11 protein-coding genes are annotated in these 15,223 nt (G+C 71.4%); 4 read left to right on the top strand and 7 right to left on the bottom strand.

Features of this window, described 5'->3' with window-relative positions:
• Complete coding sequence (locus NE857_RS17730) at positions 1-1,095, bottom strand: zinc-binding dehydrogenase (protein ID WP_254416776.1); 1,095 nt, start codon at positions 1,093-1,095, stop codon at positions 1-3.
• 249 nt (positions 1,096-1,344) lie between these two features.
• Between NE857_RS17730 and ddaH the strand changes: the two genes are divergently transcribed.
• Both ddaH and NE857_RS17720 read left to right on the top strand, forming a co-directional pair.
• The gene (gene ddaH, locus NE857_RS17725; RefSeq protein WP_026116438.1) at positions 1,345-2,181 is read left to right on the top strand and encodes a dimethylargininase; all 837 of its coding nucleotides are present in this window, start codon (positions 1,345-1,347) and stop codon (positions 2,179-2,181) included.
• A 206-nt stretch (positions 2,182-2,387) separates the two neighbouring features.
• Positions 2,388-3,011 (top strand): TetR/AcrR family transcriptional regulator, encoded by a 624-nt coding sequence (locus NE857_RS17720; RefSeq protein WP_254416775.1) that lies wholly within the window; start codon positions 2,388-2,390, stop codon positions 3,009-3,011.
• Positions 3,012-3,038: 27 nt separating this feature from the next.
• Here the strand turns inward: NE857_RS17720 and NE857_RS17715 are convergent, their stop codons facing one another.
• The 5 genes from NE857_RS17715 to NE857_RS17695 all read right to left on the bottom strand — a co-directional run bounded on the left by NE857_RS17715 (position 3,039) and on the right by NE857_RS17695 (position 10,295).
• Positions 3,039-4,472 (bottom strand): aminobutyraldehyde dehydrogenase, encoded by a 1,434-nt coding sequence (locus NE857_RS17715; RefSeq protein WP_254416774.1) that lies wholly within the window; start codon positions 4,470-4,472, stop codon positions 3,039-3,041.
• A gap of 50 nt (positions 4,473-4,522) precedes the next feature.
• Positions 4,523-6,028 carry a purine-cytosine permease family protein gene (locus tag NE857_RS17710; RefSeq protein ID WP_254416773.1) on the bottom strand — a complete coding sequence of 502 codons (1,506 nt, stop codon included), beginning with the start codon at positions 6,026-6,028 and terminating at the stop codon, positions 4,523-4,525.
• A gap of 107 nt (positions 6,029-6,135) precedes the next feature.
• Positions 6,136-7,767, bottom strand: coding sequence for a thiamine pyrophosphate-binding protein (locus NE857_RS17705; protein WP_254416772.1), 1,632 nt, complete (start codon positions 7,765-7,767; stop codon positions 6,136-6,138).
• A 4-nt stretch (positions 7,768-7,771) separates the two neighbouring features.
• Positions 7,772-8,731 carry an agmatinase gene (speB, locus tag NE857_RS17700; RefSeq protein ID WP_254416771.1) on the bottom strand — a complete coding sequence of 320 codons (960 nt, stop codon included), beginning with the start codon at positions 8,729-8,731 and terminating at the stop codon, positions 7,772-7,774.
• 40 nt (positions 8,732-8,771) lie between these two features.
• Positions 8,772-10,295, bottom strand: a complete 1,524-nt coding sequence (locus NE857_RS17695; RefSeq protein WP_254416770.1) for a sodium:solute symporter family protein — start codon at positions 10,293-10,295, stop codon at positions 8,772-8,774.
• Between the two features lie 267 nt (positions 10,296-10,562).
• Here NE857_RS17695 and NE857_RS17690 point away from each other — a divergent pair, with 267 nt between their 5' ends.
• The gene (locus NE857_RS17690; RefSeq protein WP_254416769.1) at positions 10,563-12,113 is read left to right on the top strand and encodes a PucR family transcriptional regulator; all 1,551 of its coding nucleotides are present in this window, start codon (positions 10,563-10,565) and stop codon (positions 12,111-12,113) included.
• A 295-nt stretch (positions 12,114-12,408) separates the two neighbouring features.
• The gene (locus tag NE857_RS17685; RefSeq protein WP_254416768.1) at positions 12,409-13,716 is read left to right on the top strand and encodes a GAF domain-containing protein; all 1,308 of its coding nucleotides are present in this window, start codon (positions 12,409-12,411) and stop codon (positions 13,714-13,716) included.
• A gap of 322 nt (positions 13,717-14,038) precedes the next feature.
• Here the strand turns inward: NE857_RS17685 and NE857_RS17680 are convergent, their stop codons facing one another.
• The gene (locus tag NE857_RS17680; protein WP_254416767.1) at positions 14,039-14,686 is read right to left on the bottom strand and encodes a hypothetical protein; all 648 of its coding nucleotides are present in this window, start codon (positions 14,684-14,686) and stop codon (positions 14,039-14,041) included.
• Positions 14,687-15,223 lie beyond the last annotated feature (537 nt).

The following is a 15,223-nucleotide window of genomic DNA, read 5'->3' as shown; positions in this document are numbered from 1 at the left end:
TCAGGCGCCGAAGCGGACCAGGGATCGGCCGCCCTTGCCCTGGCGCATGCGCTCGAAGGCGTCGGGCAGACCCTCCAGGGAGATCTCGTCGGTGATCATCGCGGCGAGCTTCAGCTCTCCCGCACGGACCGCCTCGGCGAGCACCGGGATGTCCCGGACCGGGTCGCTGGATCCGTACACGCACCCCTGGACCGTGCGCGCCTGGTGGAACAGCTCCAAGGCGTTGAAGGACACCTCGTCCTGCTTCGAGCCCAGCCCCACCACCGTCACGGTGCCGCCACGGCGGCAGGAGTTCCAAGCGGTACGCACCACCTGGGCCTTGCCGACCACCTCGAAGGCGTGGTCGACCCCCCGCCCGCCGGTCAGCTTGCGCACCGACTTGTGCACCTTCGGGTCGGAGACCAGGAATTCGGTGGCGCCCAGGGAACGGGCCAGCTCCTCCTTCTCCGCGGAGACGTCGACCGCGATCAGCGGGTCGGCCCCCGCCATCCTCGCGGCTTGGAGGAGGGACAGGCCCACCCCGCCCAGCCCCAGCACCAGGGCGGACTGGCCCGCCCGCAGTTTGGCGGCGTTGTTGACGGCGCCCCATCCGGTGAGCGCCGCGCAGCCCAGCATCGACGCGACCGCCAGGTCGATCCCGTCCGGCAGCGGGACGAGCGCGCCGACCGGAACGACCGTGGCCTCGGCGAAGGCGCCGGTGTTCAGCCCCGGGTACACCGGGGTGCCGTCGGTGAGTTCGGCGTAGGGGGTGGCCATGCGGTCGAGGGCGTGCTCGCACAGGTGGGGTTCGCCCTGTTCGCAGAACCAGCACGCGCGGCAGGGCGGCGCCCAGTTCAGGATGACCTGCTGGCCCGGCATCAGCTCGGTCACACCGGGACCGACCGCCTCGACGGTGCCCGTGCCCTCGTGGCCCAGGACCGCGGGCAGGGGCTGGGCCAGGGTTCCGTTGGACAGGGAGATGTCGGAGTGGCACACGCCGGCCGCGACCATCCGGACCCGGACCTGGCCCGGGCCGGGGTCGGGCAGGACGACGTCGCGGATCTCGGGGGGAGCATCGGTCTCGTGGAAGACGGCTGCCTTGACGGTCGTACTCATGAGGAGGTCTCCAATCGCGGAACTGCGGAGACCTTAGCAATACCGGCCGGTCGGTCGGTGGTGCGGGGCGCCCTCCGCCACGCAGGGCCGCACGGTTTCGGCTGACAGCGGTCGACTTTATGCAAAAGCTTATATTGGCGGGCCTTCCGCGCGGGTATCCCACTTTTGTCCGCCGGATAACGCGGTGTGGTAAATGCCTGTACCACTGCGGGCCGTACGGCTTCCGGTGCACCTCAACGGGGAGGTTTCATGGCTCGACCTGTCGACTCGGCGGCCGCGGTGACACCGCGGCACTACCTGATGTGCAGACCCACCTACTTCGCGGTGGAATACGCGATCAATCCGTGGATGGATCCGGCAGCGGGCGTCGACCGGGCACGCGCCGTCCGTCAGTGGGAGGGGCTGCGGGACCTGTACCGGTCCCTGGGTCACAGGGTCAGCGAGATCGCGCCGATCGAGGGGCTGCCCGACATGGTCTTCGCGGCCAACGGCGCACTGGTCGTGGACGGGCGCGTCTACGGTGCCCGGTTCGCCAGTGCCGAACGCACCCCGGAGGGCCCGGCCTACCTGGACTGGTTCCGCAAGGCGGGCTACACAGAGGTCCGGGAGCCCAAGCACGTCAACGAGGGCGAGGGCGACTTCATCACCCTCGACGACGTGGTCCTGGCCGCCACCGGCTTCCGTACCGAGGCCGCCGCCCACCAGGAGGCCGAGCGTCTCCTGGGCCGCCCGGTCGTCACCCTGCAGCTGGTCGACCCGCGCTTCTACCACCTGGACACCGCGCTGTTCGCACTCTCCGGTGACCAGGTCGCGTACTATCCCGGGGCCTTCTCCGAGGGCAGTCGCAGGGTGCTGCGCGCCCTGTACCCCGACGCGCTCCTGGCCACGGAGGAGGACGCGGCGGTGCTCGGGCTCAACGCGGTCTGCGACGGCCGCAACGTGGTCATCGCCGCCGAGGCCACCGCGCTCGCCGGGCGGCTGCGCGCTCTTGGCTTCGAGGTCCACCCGGTGGAGCTCGACGAACTGCGTAAGGCCGGCGGCGGGGCCAAGTGCTGCACCCTTGAGCTGAGGGGTGTATCGGAGTGACAAACCGCGGGCGGGTTCCGCGCACTCCTGTGCGGAATCCGCCCGCCTAAACAACTCTGAGTGTGGGATGCGCCACGTTCCGAATTCGCCTCGGTCGCGGTCCCACAGGTCACGTACGCCGGGGTGCCGAACCCGTGGATCGGCCGAGGAAACTCATGTCTGGCGACCTCTGGCCAAAGCCGCCGATCCCACTAGGGTCGGTTTCCGTGAAGACCAAACAGCGCAGACTTCCACGTCATGTCAGGGAACGACAGCTGATCGACGCCGCCGTCACAGCGTTCTCCCGTGGTGACTACCACACGGTCAGCGTTGAGGAGATCGCCGAGGTCGCCGGGACGTCCAAGCCGACGGTGTACCACTACCTGGGTTCGAAGGAAGGGATCTTCACCGCCTGCGTGCGCAGGGAGATGGAACGGCTCGTCGAGACCATCCGGGCCGCTGTGCACGACCCCGCCGCCCCGCTCGGCGACGACCCGCTGCACCGCGGGATGCAGGCCTTCTTCACCTTCGTGGTGGACAACCGGGAGAGCTGGACCGTCCTGTACCGGCGCGCGGCCGTGCAGGGAGAGCCCTTCGCGGGCGAGACCACCCGCATGCGCGACCGCGTCACCGAGGAGATGGCCGAGCTCATCACCGCCTGCACCAGCGGGGACTTCGGCGCCCTCGCCCCCAGGGACGCCCAACTGCTGGCCCGGGTCGCGGTGAGCACCGCGGACGCCTTCGTGGACTGGCTGCTGGAGAACCCGGACGAGACCCCCGACACCATGGCCGGACACGTCACCGAACTCACCTGGTCCCATCTGAGAGCCCGTCGTCCGGCCGGGGTCTGAAGCGGCCCCCGGCCGGGCAGCCGGACACTAGTCCAGGGAGCTCATGACGTGCTTGACGCGCGTGTAGTCCTCCAGGCTGTAGGCGGACAGGTCCTTGCCGTAACCCGAACGCTTGAACCCGCCGTGCGGCATCTCCGACAGCAGGTCTCCGTGGGTGTTCACCCACACCGCACCGAAGTCCAGTTCGCCGGAGACCCGCAGCGCACGCGCGTGGTCGCGGGTCCACACCGAGGACGCCAGGCCCTGCTCGACGCCGTTGGCCAGCTCCACGGCCTCGGCCTCGTCGGCGAACCGCTGCACGGTGACCACCGGTCCGAACACCTCCTCCAGGACGATCTCGTCGTCGGCGCGCAGCCCGGAGACCACCGTGGGGGCCAGGAAGTACCCGGTATCGCCGACCCGGTGCCCGCCGGTCTCCACCTTCGCGTGCGCGGGCAGGCGCTCCAGCAGGCCGGTGACCCGGGCGAACTGGTCGGCGTTGTTGAGCGGCCCGAAGTCGCTCTCCTCCGCTGAGGGGCGCCCGGTCACCTGTTCGGCGGCCAGACGGGACAGCTCGGTGACGAACGCGTCGTGGACGGAGTCGTGCACGATCACGCGGGTGGCCGCGGTGCAGTCCTGTCCGGCGTTGAGGAAGCCCGCCGCGACCACTCCGGCGGCGCTGTCGGCCACGTCGGCGTCGTCGAAGACCAGCACCGGGGCGTTGCCGCCCAGTTCCAGGTGCAGGCGCTTGAGGTCGTCGGAGGCGCTCTTGGCCACCTGCGCCCCGGCGCGGGTGGAGCCGGTGACCGACACCAGGCGCGCTGTCGGGTGCTCCACCAGCGCGCGCCCGGTGTCGCGGTCGCCCACCACCGTGTTGAGCACGCCCGCGGGCAGTACCTCGGCGGCGATCTCGGCGAGCAGGACCGTGGTGGTCGGCGTGGACTCGGCGGGCTTGAGCACCACCGTGTTGCCCGCGGCCAGCGCCGGGCCGATCTTCCACACCGCCATCATCAGGGGGTAGTTCCACGGGGTGATGCCCACGCAGACCCCGACCGGCTCACGGCGGATCCAGGAGGTGCGGCTCTCGGCGTACTCGGCGGAGGCCTTGCCCTCCAGGTGCCGAGCGGACCCGGCGAAGAACTTGAGGGTGTCGACGCAGAACGGGATCTCCTCGTCCAGCATGCTCGCCCGCGGCTTGCCGGTCTCGCGGCACTCGGCGTCGGCGAACTCCTCGGCGCGCGCGGCCAGGGCGTCGGCGATGGCCAGCAGAGCCTCCTGGCGTGCGGCCGGGGTGGCCTTGCGCCAGGTGCGGAAGGCACGGGCCGAAGAGTCCAGGGCAGCCGCGACCTCGTCGGGGCCGCAGATCCCGGCCAGGCCCGCCACCTGCTCGGTGACAGGGTCGACCAGTTCCAGGGTCCGTTCGCCCGCCGGGAGCAGGGGCTTGCCGTCGACCACGCTGTACAGGGGCTCGTGGCTGCTCATGGTGTCCTTCGCTTGTCGGTGGGTGTGTGACGTGACAGTGGTGCGGTGCTTCAGCGCGCGGCGGTGGCCGGAGCGTCGTCGGTGACGGGCTCGGCGGGCTCCGCCGGTTCCTCCAGGGCCGGGACCAGCCGGGGCCCTTGCGGCCCGAACACGGAACGTGGTTCGGGGAACAGGAACAGGGCCGCGGGGTAGGTGATCGCGGCGGTGACCAGAGCGGCGGGCAGACTCAGGTCGATCCCCGCCGCCAGGTTGCCCAGCGGCCCGACCAGCAGCGGGGTGTTGGCGAACAGCAGGCCCGCCAGCGCGGCCAGCAGCCACGCCGACATCGCCCGCCAGTTGACTCCCGCACGGAACCAGTACGCGCCGCCCCGGCGTCCCTCGTTGAACACCTGCAGGTCCTCGACCAGGTAGAACCCGCGCCGGAACAGGTAGCCCAGCATGAGGATCACCATCCACGGCGAGGTCAGCAGAACGATCAGGATCGCGAAGGCGTTGATGGTCTCGACGAAGTCGAACAGGAACGTGCCCACGAAGACCAGGGCCAGCGCCAGGCAGCCCACCACGACAGTGCCCTGGACGCGGTTCAGGCGCGGCACCAGCGAGGAGAAGTCCAGGCCGGTCCCGTACAGCGCCGTGGTCCCGGTGGACAAGCCGCCCACCAGCGCCACGAGCAGCAGCGGCAGGGCGTACCAGAGCGGGGACAGCTCCGAGAGCCCGGACACGTACTGGTTGGGGTCGGCTACCAGGGTCGCGGTGGCCAGTCCGAACACGAACGGCAGCAGCGTGCACACCTGAGCCAGGAACGGGGCGGCCAGCATCCGGCGGGTGGAGGTGGTGGCGGGGATGTAGCGGGACCAGTCCCCGAGGAAACCGCCGAAGGAGACCGGGTTGGCCATGATGGTCAGCACCGCGAGCACCCAGGTGGGCCAGAAGCCACCCAGGATGTAGTCACCGCTCCCGGCGAACGAGGGATCGAACGAGCCGCCGTAGGCGAACAGGCCGAGCAGCATCAGCGCGCTGCCCGCCACCACGGCCACTTTGTTGATGAGCAACATGAACTGGTAGCCGTACACGCACACCACGAACACCGCCACCGCGATGACCCCGTAGGCGGCCGCGCGCAGGGCGTCCCCGCCGTGCAGGCCCAGCCGGGCGGCGGCGCCGACGATCGCGTCACCGCTGACCCACACCGAGATGGAGAAGAAGGTGACGGCTGTCAGCAGCGACAGCAGCGAACCCAGGGAGCGGCCCACCACGCCGAAGTGAGCGCCGGAGGAGACCGCGTTGTTGGTGCGCGTGCGCGGTCCGAACAGCGCCATGGGGGAGAGGATGAGCGCCCCGACGACCACCCCGGCCACGGTGGCGGTCAACGCCGCGGTGAACCCGAGGCCGTAGGCGATGGGCAGGGTGCCCAGGATGATGGTGGCGAAGGTGTTGGCGCCGCCGAAGGTGAGTCGGAACAGGTCGAAGGGGCGCGAGGTCTGGTCGGCGACCGGGATCGGCGCGACCCCGTGGGTCTCGACCTCCGTCACCGGGGCGGGCTGGGGGTGGGACACGGCTGGTCTCCTGAGGGGTCAGGGCGGGAGCGGGGGATGGGTGGGGGACGGGGACGCGCGGCGCCGTTGACGCGCGCCCCCGGAACGGACAGCTGAGGCTGGTGCGCTCAGCCGTCCAGATGGGTCGGGGCGAACAGACCCACGAACATGGGGAGAACGACCACGCTGGGACCCGGCTCGGCCAGAGCCGCCGCCAGGTCCTCCTCGACCTTCTCGGGCGTGGTCAGGGTCGCCGGGACCCCGAAGGAGGCGGCCAGGGCCACGAAGTCCGGGCGGGTCAGCTCGGTGTGCGTGGCCTCGCCGAAGGCGCCCTCCATGTACTCGCGGAGGATGCCGTAGCCGCCGTCGTCCACGATCAGCCAGGTCACGTCCAGACCGTGCTGGCGGGCGGTGGCCAGCTCCGCGATCGAGTACATGGCGCCGCCGTCACCGGAGACCGCCAGGACCGGGCCGAGGCCGGTCGCCGCCGCGCCCAGCGCCGCCGGGAAGCCGTACCCCAGACCGCCCGAACCCTGCGCGGAGTGCGCCTGGCCGCCGCGCGGGTCCCAGGCCGACCACGCCCAGTAGGCCAGCACCGTCATGTCCCAGAAACTCGGAGCCCCGTCCGGCAGGGCGGCGCGCACCGAGGCCAGCAGGGCCTGCTCGGCGGCCAGGTCCTGCCCGGCCAACCGTCGGGCCACCCGAGCCTTCACCCCGGCGACCTCGGCCGCGACCTCCGGGGCCCGGTCGCGCGGGCTCACCCGCTCGGCCAGGGCGGTCAGGGTCAGTGCCGCGTCGCCGTGGATCCCCAGCGCCGGGACGTTGGACTCCAGCTTGCCGAGGTCGGCCTCGACCTGCACCACCCGGCCCTTCGGCGCGAAGGTGTGGTAGTTGCTGGACAGCTCGCCCAGCCCCGAACCCACCACCAGGAGCACGTCGGCGCCCTCCAGGTAGTCGGTGGTGTGCCGGTCCTCGATCCACGACTGCAGCGAGAGCGGGTGCTCCCACGGGAAGGCGTCCTTGCCGCCGAAGGTGGTGGCCACCGGGGCCTGGAGCGCTTCGGACAGCTCCAGCAGTGCCTTCTGCCCGCCCGAACGGCTCACCCCGCCGCCCGCGAGCACCACCGGCCGCCGGGCCTCGTCCAGCAGCCGCGCGGCCTCGTCGACCAGCTCCGCGCGCGGCGCCAGCGGCGCGGGCACGGGGTTCACGTCCGCGACCGGCGGCACGACGGTCGGCTCCAGCAGCACGTCCTGCGGGATCTCCACCAGAACCGGGCCCGCGGGTGCCGCCGCGGCGGTCCGCCAGGCCTCGGCCAGCGCGGACGGGATCTGCGAGGCGTGTCGGACGGTGACCGCCGACTTCGTGACGTTGGCGAAGCTCGCGGACTGCTCCGGCAGCTCGTGCAGGTAACCGTGGCGGCCCCCGCCCAGCCCCGCACGCGGGATCTGACTGCTGATCACCAGCACCGGGGCGCTGGCCGCCTTCGATTCCTGCAACGAGGCCAGGGTGAGCAGCGCACCGGGGCCGGTGGAGACCAGCAGCGGTGTGACCTCCCCGGTCAGCCGGGCGTGCCCGTCGGCGGCGAAGGCCGCGTTGTTCTCCACCCGGCTTGACACGAACCGCAGCTCCGGGGCCCGGCGCAGCGCGTCGAACAACCCCAGTGCGTGCTGACCGGGGATGCCGAAGGCCACCCGGGCTCCCAACGCGGTCAGGGTCTCGGTCACCAGGTCACCGCCGTTGCGCGGTGCGCTCCCACCCATGTGTCTAGTTCCCCGTCTTCCGCTGGTGGTTCAGGGCCAGCAGGCTGACCAGGTCGTAGGCCACGTGCGAGGCGGCCGTGGAGGTGATCTGCGCGTGGTCGTAGGCCGGAGCGACCTCCACCACGTCGGCGCCGACCAGGTTCAGGTCGGCCAGCCCGCGCAGGATCTCCAGGAGCTCGCGGCTGGTGATACCGCCCGCCTCCGGGGTGCCGGTACCGGGGGCGTGCGCCGGGTCCAGGACGTCGATGTCCACGGACACGTACAGCGGCCGGTTGCCGATGCGCTGGCGCAGGGAGTCGGCGATCTCGTCCACGCCCTTGCGCATGACGTCGGCGGCGGTGACGATGCCGAACCCGAAACGGCGGTCCTCCTCCAGGTCGCGCTTGCCGTACAGCGGGCCGCGGGTGCCCACGTGCGCGATCGCCTCGGTGTCGAGGATGCCCTCCTCCACGGCCCGGCGGAACGGGGTGCCGTGCGTGTAGGGCTCACCGAAGTAGGTGTCCCAGGTGTCCAGGTGGGCGTCGAAGTGCAGCAGGGCGATCGGACCGTGCTTGCGGTACAGCGAACGCAGCAGCGGCAGCGCGATCGTGTGGTCGCCGCCCAGGGTGACCAGCCGGGTCCCGGCCTCGACGAACTTCGAGGCGCCCTGGTCCAGGGTCTCCACGGCGTCGCCGATGGAGAACGGGTTCACGGCGATGTCGCCGCCGTCGACCACCTGGAGGCGCTCGAACGGGGCCACGTCCAGCCCCGGGTGGTAGGGGCGCAGCAGACGGCTGGCCTCGCGGATCGCGGAGGGGCCGAAGCGGGCGCCGGGCCGGTAGGACACCCCGGTGTCGAAGGGCACGCCGATGACGGCGACGTCGGCGCGCTCGACCTGGTCGATACGGGGCAGCCGGGCGAAGGTCGCCGGGCCCGCGAAGCGCGGGACGAGGCTGGAATCGGTGGGTCCGATCGGGCTGTTCATCTGGTCTGTTCCTGTCATCGGTGCTGTCGGTGCTGTCGGTTCAGTTGGTTCGTTCGGCCTCGGGCTGCGCCGGGGACGGAGTTTCGGTGCCGGCTGTGGCGGCTTCGGTCGGCGCCTCGTGCTCGGGGGCTTCCTGGCCGCGCAGGCGCCGCTGCCAGAGGTCGAGGACCGCAGGGGCGGTGGGCTCGGTCATCAGGCTGACGACCACGTAGACCACCAGCGCGGTGCCCAGGCCCACGTAGACGGGTTCGTTGGCGAGCAGGCCGGTCAGCGCCATGGTGACGATGACGGCCACGGACCCAGCCAACATGGAGGCGAGCGCGCCCGCACGGGTGCCGCGCCGCCAGACCAGACCGCCGAGGATCGCGACGAGCAGACCGCCCACGAGGATGTTGTAGGCCAGGGTGAGGGCCGCGACCACGTTGTCGACGGCCAGCGCCACGCAGATGCTGGCCACACCCAGGACCAGGGTGAAGATCCGGTTGGCGGCGACCTCGTCGCCGTCCCTGGCCCCGGTGCTCGGGCCGCGCCCGAAGAGACGGCGCACCTGCGGCCACAGGTCGGTGGAGGTCACCGCGGAGCAGGCGATGAGGGCACCGCTGGCGGTGGACATCACCGCCGACAGCGCGGCGGCGATGACCAGACCGGCCAGGCCCACGGGCAGGGTGGCCTCCACCATGAGGGTGAAGGAGTCGTCGGGGTTGGCCAGGTTGGGGAACATGACAGCTGCGGCGGTACCGATGAGCGCTCCGCACACGCCGTAGACCAGGCAGTACACGCCCGCGCCGAGACCGCCGGCCTTGGCCACCCGGTCGTCGCGGCCGGTGAAGACCCGCTGCCAGATGTCCTGGCCGATGAGCAGCCCCAGCGAGTAGATGACGAAGTAGGTCAGGATCGTCTCGCCACCGATGTTGGTGGGGCTGAAGTAGGCGGGGTCCAGGGATTCGCGCATTCCCGAGAAACCGCCCGCCGACCAGATCGCCACGGGGGTGAGGGTCATGACCAGGCCGACGGTCTTGATCGCGAACTGCGCCATGTCGGTCATGGTCACCGACCACATGCCGCCCATCGTGGAGTACAGCACGACGATGGAGCCGCCGATGATGATCGCGGCCACGCGCGGCAGCCCGAACAGGCCGCTGAAGATGGTGGAGAAGGCCAGGGTGGAGGGCACGATCAGCATGAAGGTGTAACCCCACATGACCAGGCCGGAGATCAGCCGGGAGTTGCCGCCGTAGCGCAGGTCCAGCATCTCCGAGACGGTGTAGACCCGCAGCCGGGAGATGCGCTTGGCGAAGAACAGGTGCAGGACGAGGATGCCGACACCGATCGCGACCACCAACCAGGCCCCGGAGATGCCGTAGGTGTAGCCCAGACCGATACCGCCGACGGTGGACGCGCCGCCCAGGACCACGGCCGCCATCGTGCCCGCGTACATCAGGGGGCCGAGTCGGCGCCCCGCCACCAGGTAGTCGGACTTGTTCTGCGTACGGCGCATGCCCCACCAGCCCAGGGCGATCATGCCCAGGAGGTAGGCGGCGATCACCGCGAGGTCGATGAGCATGGTGCTCCTTACGAGGGGAACGCGCTCGGGGGAGGGCGTGCAGACTGGGTGGTGGCCGACAGCGGCGACGTTGACGCAGGTCACAGTGCTTCGGTCAGCGTAAGCAGCCGATAAGCTCCGTTCCAGTGGCCGAACCGCACGAGTCGGCGCCGTTTTTTGGCCGAATCATCCATGAAGTGCGCCTGGCGTACCCGTGTACGCAATGTCCAGGACACGCGGTGGCAAGCGCCGGTTCAGCGGCGAAGCGATAGCGAGGCGGGGGAGAGCATGGTCGACGGCACCGGCGGGGCGGACAGCCACGACGTACCCCTGAGCGTGGTCACGGGGCGCCGCGACCTCGCCCTGACCACCGTGGTCGCGGCGGGCGACCCGGCGATCACCTGGGCGGTGGCCAGCGAGATGGTCGAACCCGCCGCCTATCTGCGCGGCGGCGAACTCCTGCTCACCGCGGGCGTCAACCTGCCCGCCACCGCCGCCGGTGTGCGCGCGTACGTGGACTCCCTGGTGCGCACCGGGGTCGGCGCCATCGGCTTCGGGGTGGCGCCGGTGTACGACACCATCCCCGAGCGGCTCATCGAGCAGTGCCACGGCCAGGGCCTGCCGCTGTTGGAGGTCCCCCAGGCCACCCCCTTCGCCGCGGTCAGCCGCGCGGTCGGCGAGGAACTCGAGGAACGCCACCTGCGCGACGTGCGCCGCCTGGGCGAGGCCCACCAGGCGCTGGCCCGCGCCGTCACGGCCACCGCACCCGTGCAACGGGTCCTGTCGGTGCTGGCCGACTCCCTCGGCGCCTGGGCCGCCCTGGAACCCTCCGACCCCGGTACCCCCGCCCACCGCACCACCGGAGCGCCCCGCTCCACCGACCCCGAACTGCGCCCCCTGATCGCCAAGCTCACCGACCCCGCCGGGCCGCGTGGCGCCAAGGCCCCCAGCGGAACCGACGAGGTCTTCCTGCACACCGTCGGCGTCCCGCCCCAGGAACGCGGCGTGGTCCTGGTGGGCCGCCCCGAACCGCTCGGCATCACCGACCGCGCGGTCCTGCGCACTGCCACCGCCCTGCTCGACCTGCTCTCCCGCACGGTCGAGGACGCCCCGCCGGTCCCGGGGCGGCTGCTCACCGGACTCCTGCTGGACGGCGGCCTGGACGAGTCGACCGCGCCACTGCTCGCCGAACTCACCGACACCCGCGGCCGGGCCGGCGCGAGCGGCGCCTACCGCGTCCTACGGGCCAGGCCGCTGACCCAGGACCGCCGCACCGCCCCGGGTGACCTCCCCCTGGGCACCCACCTGGTCGACCGGGCCGGGCCGGACGCGGACGCGGATGCGGGGGAGTGCGTCCGCGCCGTTCTCGCCGACCGGGGCGAGCAGACCCACCGCGAGCATCTGGACCTGCTCCGGGCCCATGGGTGGATCGCCGCGCTCAGCGCGCCCGCACTCGCGCCGGAACTGCCCGAAGCCGACCGCCGGGCGGCCGCCCTGCTGGTCCGCGCCCGCGCCTCGGGTGAACCTCTGCTGTGGGGCGAGGGCACCGACCCCTTCGCGGTCCTGCTGGACCCCGCCGGCACCAGCGGCCTCAGGCGCGAACTGCTGGGTCCGCTGGCCCGCGACACCGGGGCAGCCCGCACCCTGCGCGAGACCCTGCGCGTCTGGCTGGCCCGCCACGGCAACTGGGACCGCGCCGCCGCGGACCTGGGCGTGCACCGCAACAGCGTCCGGTACCGGATCGGGCGGATCGAACGGGACCTGGGGGTGGACCTGGCCGACGCCGAACAGCGCATGCGCCTGTGGTTCGCCCTCACCCGCGGCCCCGACCCGCACTGAAGCGGGACCCCGCTGACCGTTTCGCCCCTGAAGGTTCGCCGCTGAAGGCCGCCGATACCAGAGCTATCCGGCTCCGCGGTGCCGGTGACCGCTACCGGCCACATCCATGTTCGCTCCGGGCACCTGTCGAATTCTGGGAACGCCGCACCACCAGGGAGGCTGATCCCCACAGGAAACGGAAGGGCTCGCCGGAAAGACCTTCCGAAAAGAACGCTTCTCCCGGTTCTGTTGGCCCTGCCGAAGCCGAGGCAGGAAACTTGGTGACTCCGTGACGAACATGAGATCTGGGGGACCGATGACGTTTCCGCCGTTGGACACGGCTCTCCCCTCCGGGACGGACGCACGTGAACACGCCGTCCTGCTTCGCCGTGTTCACGACGCACAGCTCAACGGGCGGCCCACACCCGCGCCGCTGCGCCCGGTGATCGAGGACTCCTGGGGGAGGATGCGCGGCTTCGGCATCGACCCGGACAGCGCCCCGCCGCCCAAGGTGGCCCGGCTGGACGAGCTCCAGCGCTACCGGGACGCCTCACCGATCGCCGAGGTCCTGCCGCTGATCCGCCGTTCCCTGGTTTCGGTGGCCGACGAGGCCGAGCACATCATGCTGGTGACGGACGCCGCCGGGCAGGTTCTGTGGCGGGAGGGATCTCACCGGATACGCGCGATCGGCGACCGGGTCGGCCTGGTCGAGGGTGCCTACTGGAACGAGGGCAGTACCGGTACCAACGCCATCGGGACCGCGCTCGTGGTGGGACGGCCGGTCCAGGTCTACTCGGCCGAGCACTACGTGCGGAACCTGCACACCCTCACCTGCGCCTGCGCCCCCGTGCACGATCCCCGGGACGGGCGGCTGCTCGGCGCCATCGACGTCACCGGCCCGGTATCCACCATCCACCCGGCGACCCTGGCCCTGGTCAGCGCGGTCGCCCAACTGGCCGAGGCACACCTGCAGGGCATCCACCACACCCATCTGGAGCGGCTGCGTTCGGTGGCCGCGCCGCTGCTGGCCGGGCTCACCCGGCCCGCCCTGGTCGTGGACGACAACGGTTGGACCGCGGCGGCTGTCCACATGGAACCGGTCCGGCGGGTCCTGCTGCCCAAGCAGTGCGAGAGCGGGACCACCTGGCTTCCGGCGTTGGGGGAGTGTGCCCTGGAACCGCTGCCCGGCGGCTGGTTGGTCCGGCCCCGACCCGAGGAACAGGCCGCGCCCTGCACCGTGACCCTGGACCTGGCCCGGCCCGGTGCCGCCTCGGTGACGGTTGCCGGGGACAGCGGGGAGTGGGTCCAGCACCTGTCCCCGCGCCACACCGAACTCCTCCTGCTGCTGGCGGTACACCGGGGCGGGCGTTCGGCGGTACAGCTGTCCCGCGACGTGTTCGGCTCCGACAAGCACGTGGTGACCGTGCGGGCGGAGTTGTCCCGGGTGCGGCGCAACCTGGGCGGGGTGATCGAGAGCCGCCCCTACCGGTTCTCCGACGAAGTGCGGGTGCGGGTCCTGACCCCCGAGTCACCGCTGAACCTGCTGCCCGGTTCACTGGCGCCCGGGGTGCGGGCACTGCGGGACCGTACTCGCGCAGAGGACCTGTTCGATTTCACTGGGTGATGGCATCGCAACCTGTTGCAACCGTTGCCGCTCTGGCCTGGATGGGATCAACTGGTGCTGCGCGGCCCGCCCACCGGTGGGCGGCCTCCGGGCAAGAGAGGGCACGGCGGCTGCTCACCGGTGCGGGACGCGTCCGCGACCTTCGCGCCTTGAGGGGGGTGCCGGGGGACGAGAGCGGACGCGTCCGCGGGCTGGTGCCCCGTGAGGATCGGGGGACCCTCCGGGGCCATCGCGCACACGACGGTACGGCCCGAAGACACTGACGCCTTCGGGCCGTACCGTTGCCTGCTCCGCCCATCGGCCCGGACCCGTGGCCCGTTGGTCAGTCCGTGTCGGGGGTCGGCTCCGAGGGTTCGTCGTCCTGGCCCTCGGGTGACTCCGGCTCGGTGGGCTCGGCGTTGACCGGGGAGCACTGGAAGCAGTTCATGGTGAAGACCTCCTCCTCCCCGACCAGCCCGGTGAAGGCGCCGCGCAGGCTGTCGTCGCCCACCTCGCGTCCGGCCAGGGCCTCGCGCAGCAGCTGACCCTCGAAGCGCAGTTCCTCACCGTCGCGGCTGTGCCCGGTGCAGAGCACGGCCAGTCGGCCGCCGCGCTCCTCCCGGGTGTCCTCGCCGGGGCCGTCCTCGCGGGAACCGTCCGCGTCGGTATCGTCCGCGACCGGATCCTGCTCGGCTTCGGTCCCGCCCGCGGTCACCGAGTTCTCCTCGCCTTGGGCCAGCTCCTCCGACGGTTCGTCGCCGGAAACCGCGGTACAGGTGAGCGGGGCCGCCACGGGGTGCCCCTTGCGGGCGAAGGCGCGTTCGGCGCCGGGACGCAGGATCGTCACCGACAGCGCGTCGGCGGCGAGCTCCAGCTCCAGCAGCGCGGCGTCGACCTCCTCCTCGGTCGCCCCGTCGGCCGTGCACGAGGTGAGCGAGACGCACAGCAACAGTGCCAGCGAGGCGGTGACGGTGGTCGAGCGGACTCCCATGGCTTCCCCCTCGGGACGGTGGTGTCGCCGTGCACGGCGAACGCGGGTCCACTGCCCCAACGTCCCGGATGGCCTCTAAGTAACCAATGTCCGACTCAGGGTTAAAGGGTGAAAAGTGAGTCATGTTCTGGTCATCCACATGTGAGTCGAAACACCTGACTGGGTAGCGTGCCCAGTGGGGCACCGGGATGCCCAGGGTGTTCGGCGGAGCGGGGACGGGAGGGAAAAGCCCTGCTGGAACGCGCGAACAGCGCCACTGGGCTACACTCGGGGCATTTCCCGAACCGTGCTCTGGCATGGTTCACACAGACCGAACGCAGCACCGGACTCCGCACGCGGCCCAGCCGAACCAGGAGAGTCCGGTGAACCAGGGGACCGCTCGAAGCGTCGAACCAGGCATCAACGATGATCCTGGATCATCCCGCACCGACGGCCCCACAGACCGTCCTTCCTTCGGAGGTGGATCGTGTCCGCTGACCACCGAGAGCAGCAGCCCAGCCAACAGGGTTCGCGTATCGACCCGCACGTCGGCCGTTA

This window comes from Nocardiopsis exhalans, from assembly GCF_024134545.1.
GTDB lineage: Bacteria > Actinomycetota > Actinomycetes > Streptosporangiales > Streptosporangiaceae > Nocardiopsis > Nocardiopsis exhalans.
The sequence above is the reverse complement of the archived record's forward strand: the minus strand, read 5'-3'. Positions and strand labels throughout refer to the sequence as shown.

Coding starts and splice junctions, on each gene's coding strand:
- NE857_RS17730 (WP_254416776.1), bottom strand. CDS start 1,095: ATGAGTACGACCGTCAAGGCAGCCGTCTTCCACGAGACCGATGCTCCC.
- ddaH (WP_026116438.1), top strand. CDS start 1,345: ATGGCTCGACCTGTCGACTCGGCGGCCGCGGTGACACCGCGGCACTAC.
- NE857_RS17715 (WP_254416774.1), bottom strand. CDS start 4,472: ATGAGCAGCCACGAGCCCCTGTACAGCGTGGTCGACGGCAAGCCCCTG.
- NE857_RS17705 (WP_254416772.1), bottom strand. CDS start 7,767: ATGGGTGGGAGCGCACCGCGCAACGGCGGTGACCTGGTGACCGAGACC.
- speB (WP_254416771.1), bottom strand. CDS start 8,731: ATGAACAGCCCGATCGGACCCACCGATTCCAGCCTCGTCCCGCGCTTC.
- NE857_RS17695 (WP_254416770.1), bottom strand. CDS start 10,295: ATGCTCATCGACCTCGCGGTGATCGCCGCCTACCTCCTGGGCATGATC.
- NE857_RS17690 (WP_254416769.1), top strand. CDS start 10,563: ATGGTCGACGGCACCGGCGGGGCGGACAGCCACGACGTACCCCTGAGC.
- NE857_RS17685 (WP_254416768.1), top strand. CDS start 12,409: ATGACGTTTCCGCCGTTGGACACGGCTCTCCCCTCCGGGACGGACGCA.
- NE857_RS17680 (WP_254416767.1), bottom strand. CDS start 14,686: ATGGGAGTCCGCTCGACCACCGTCACCGCCTCGCTGGCACTGTTGCTG.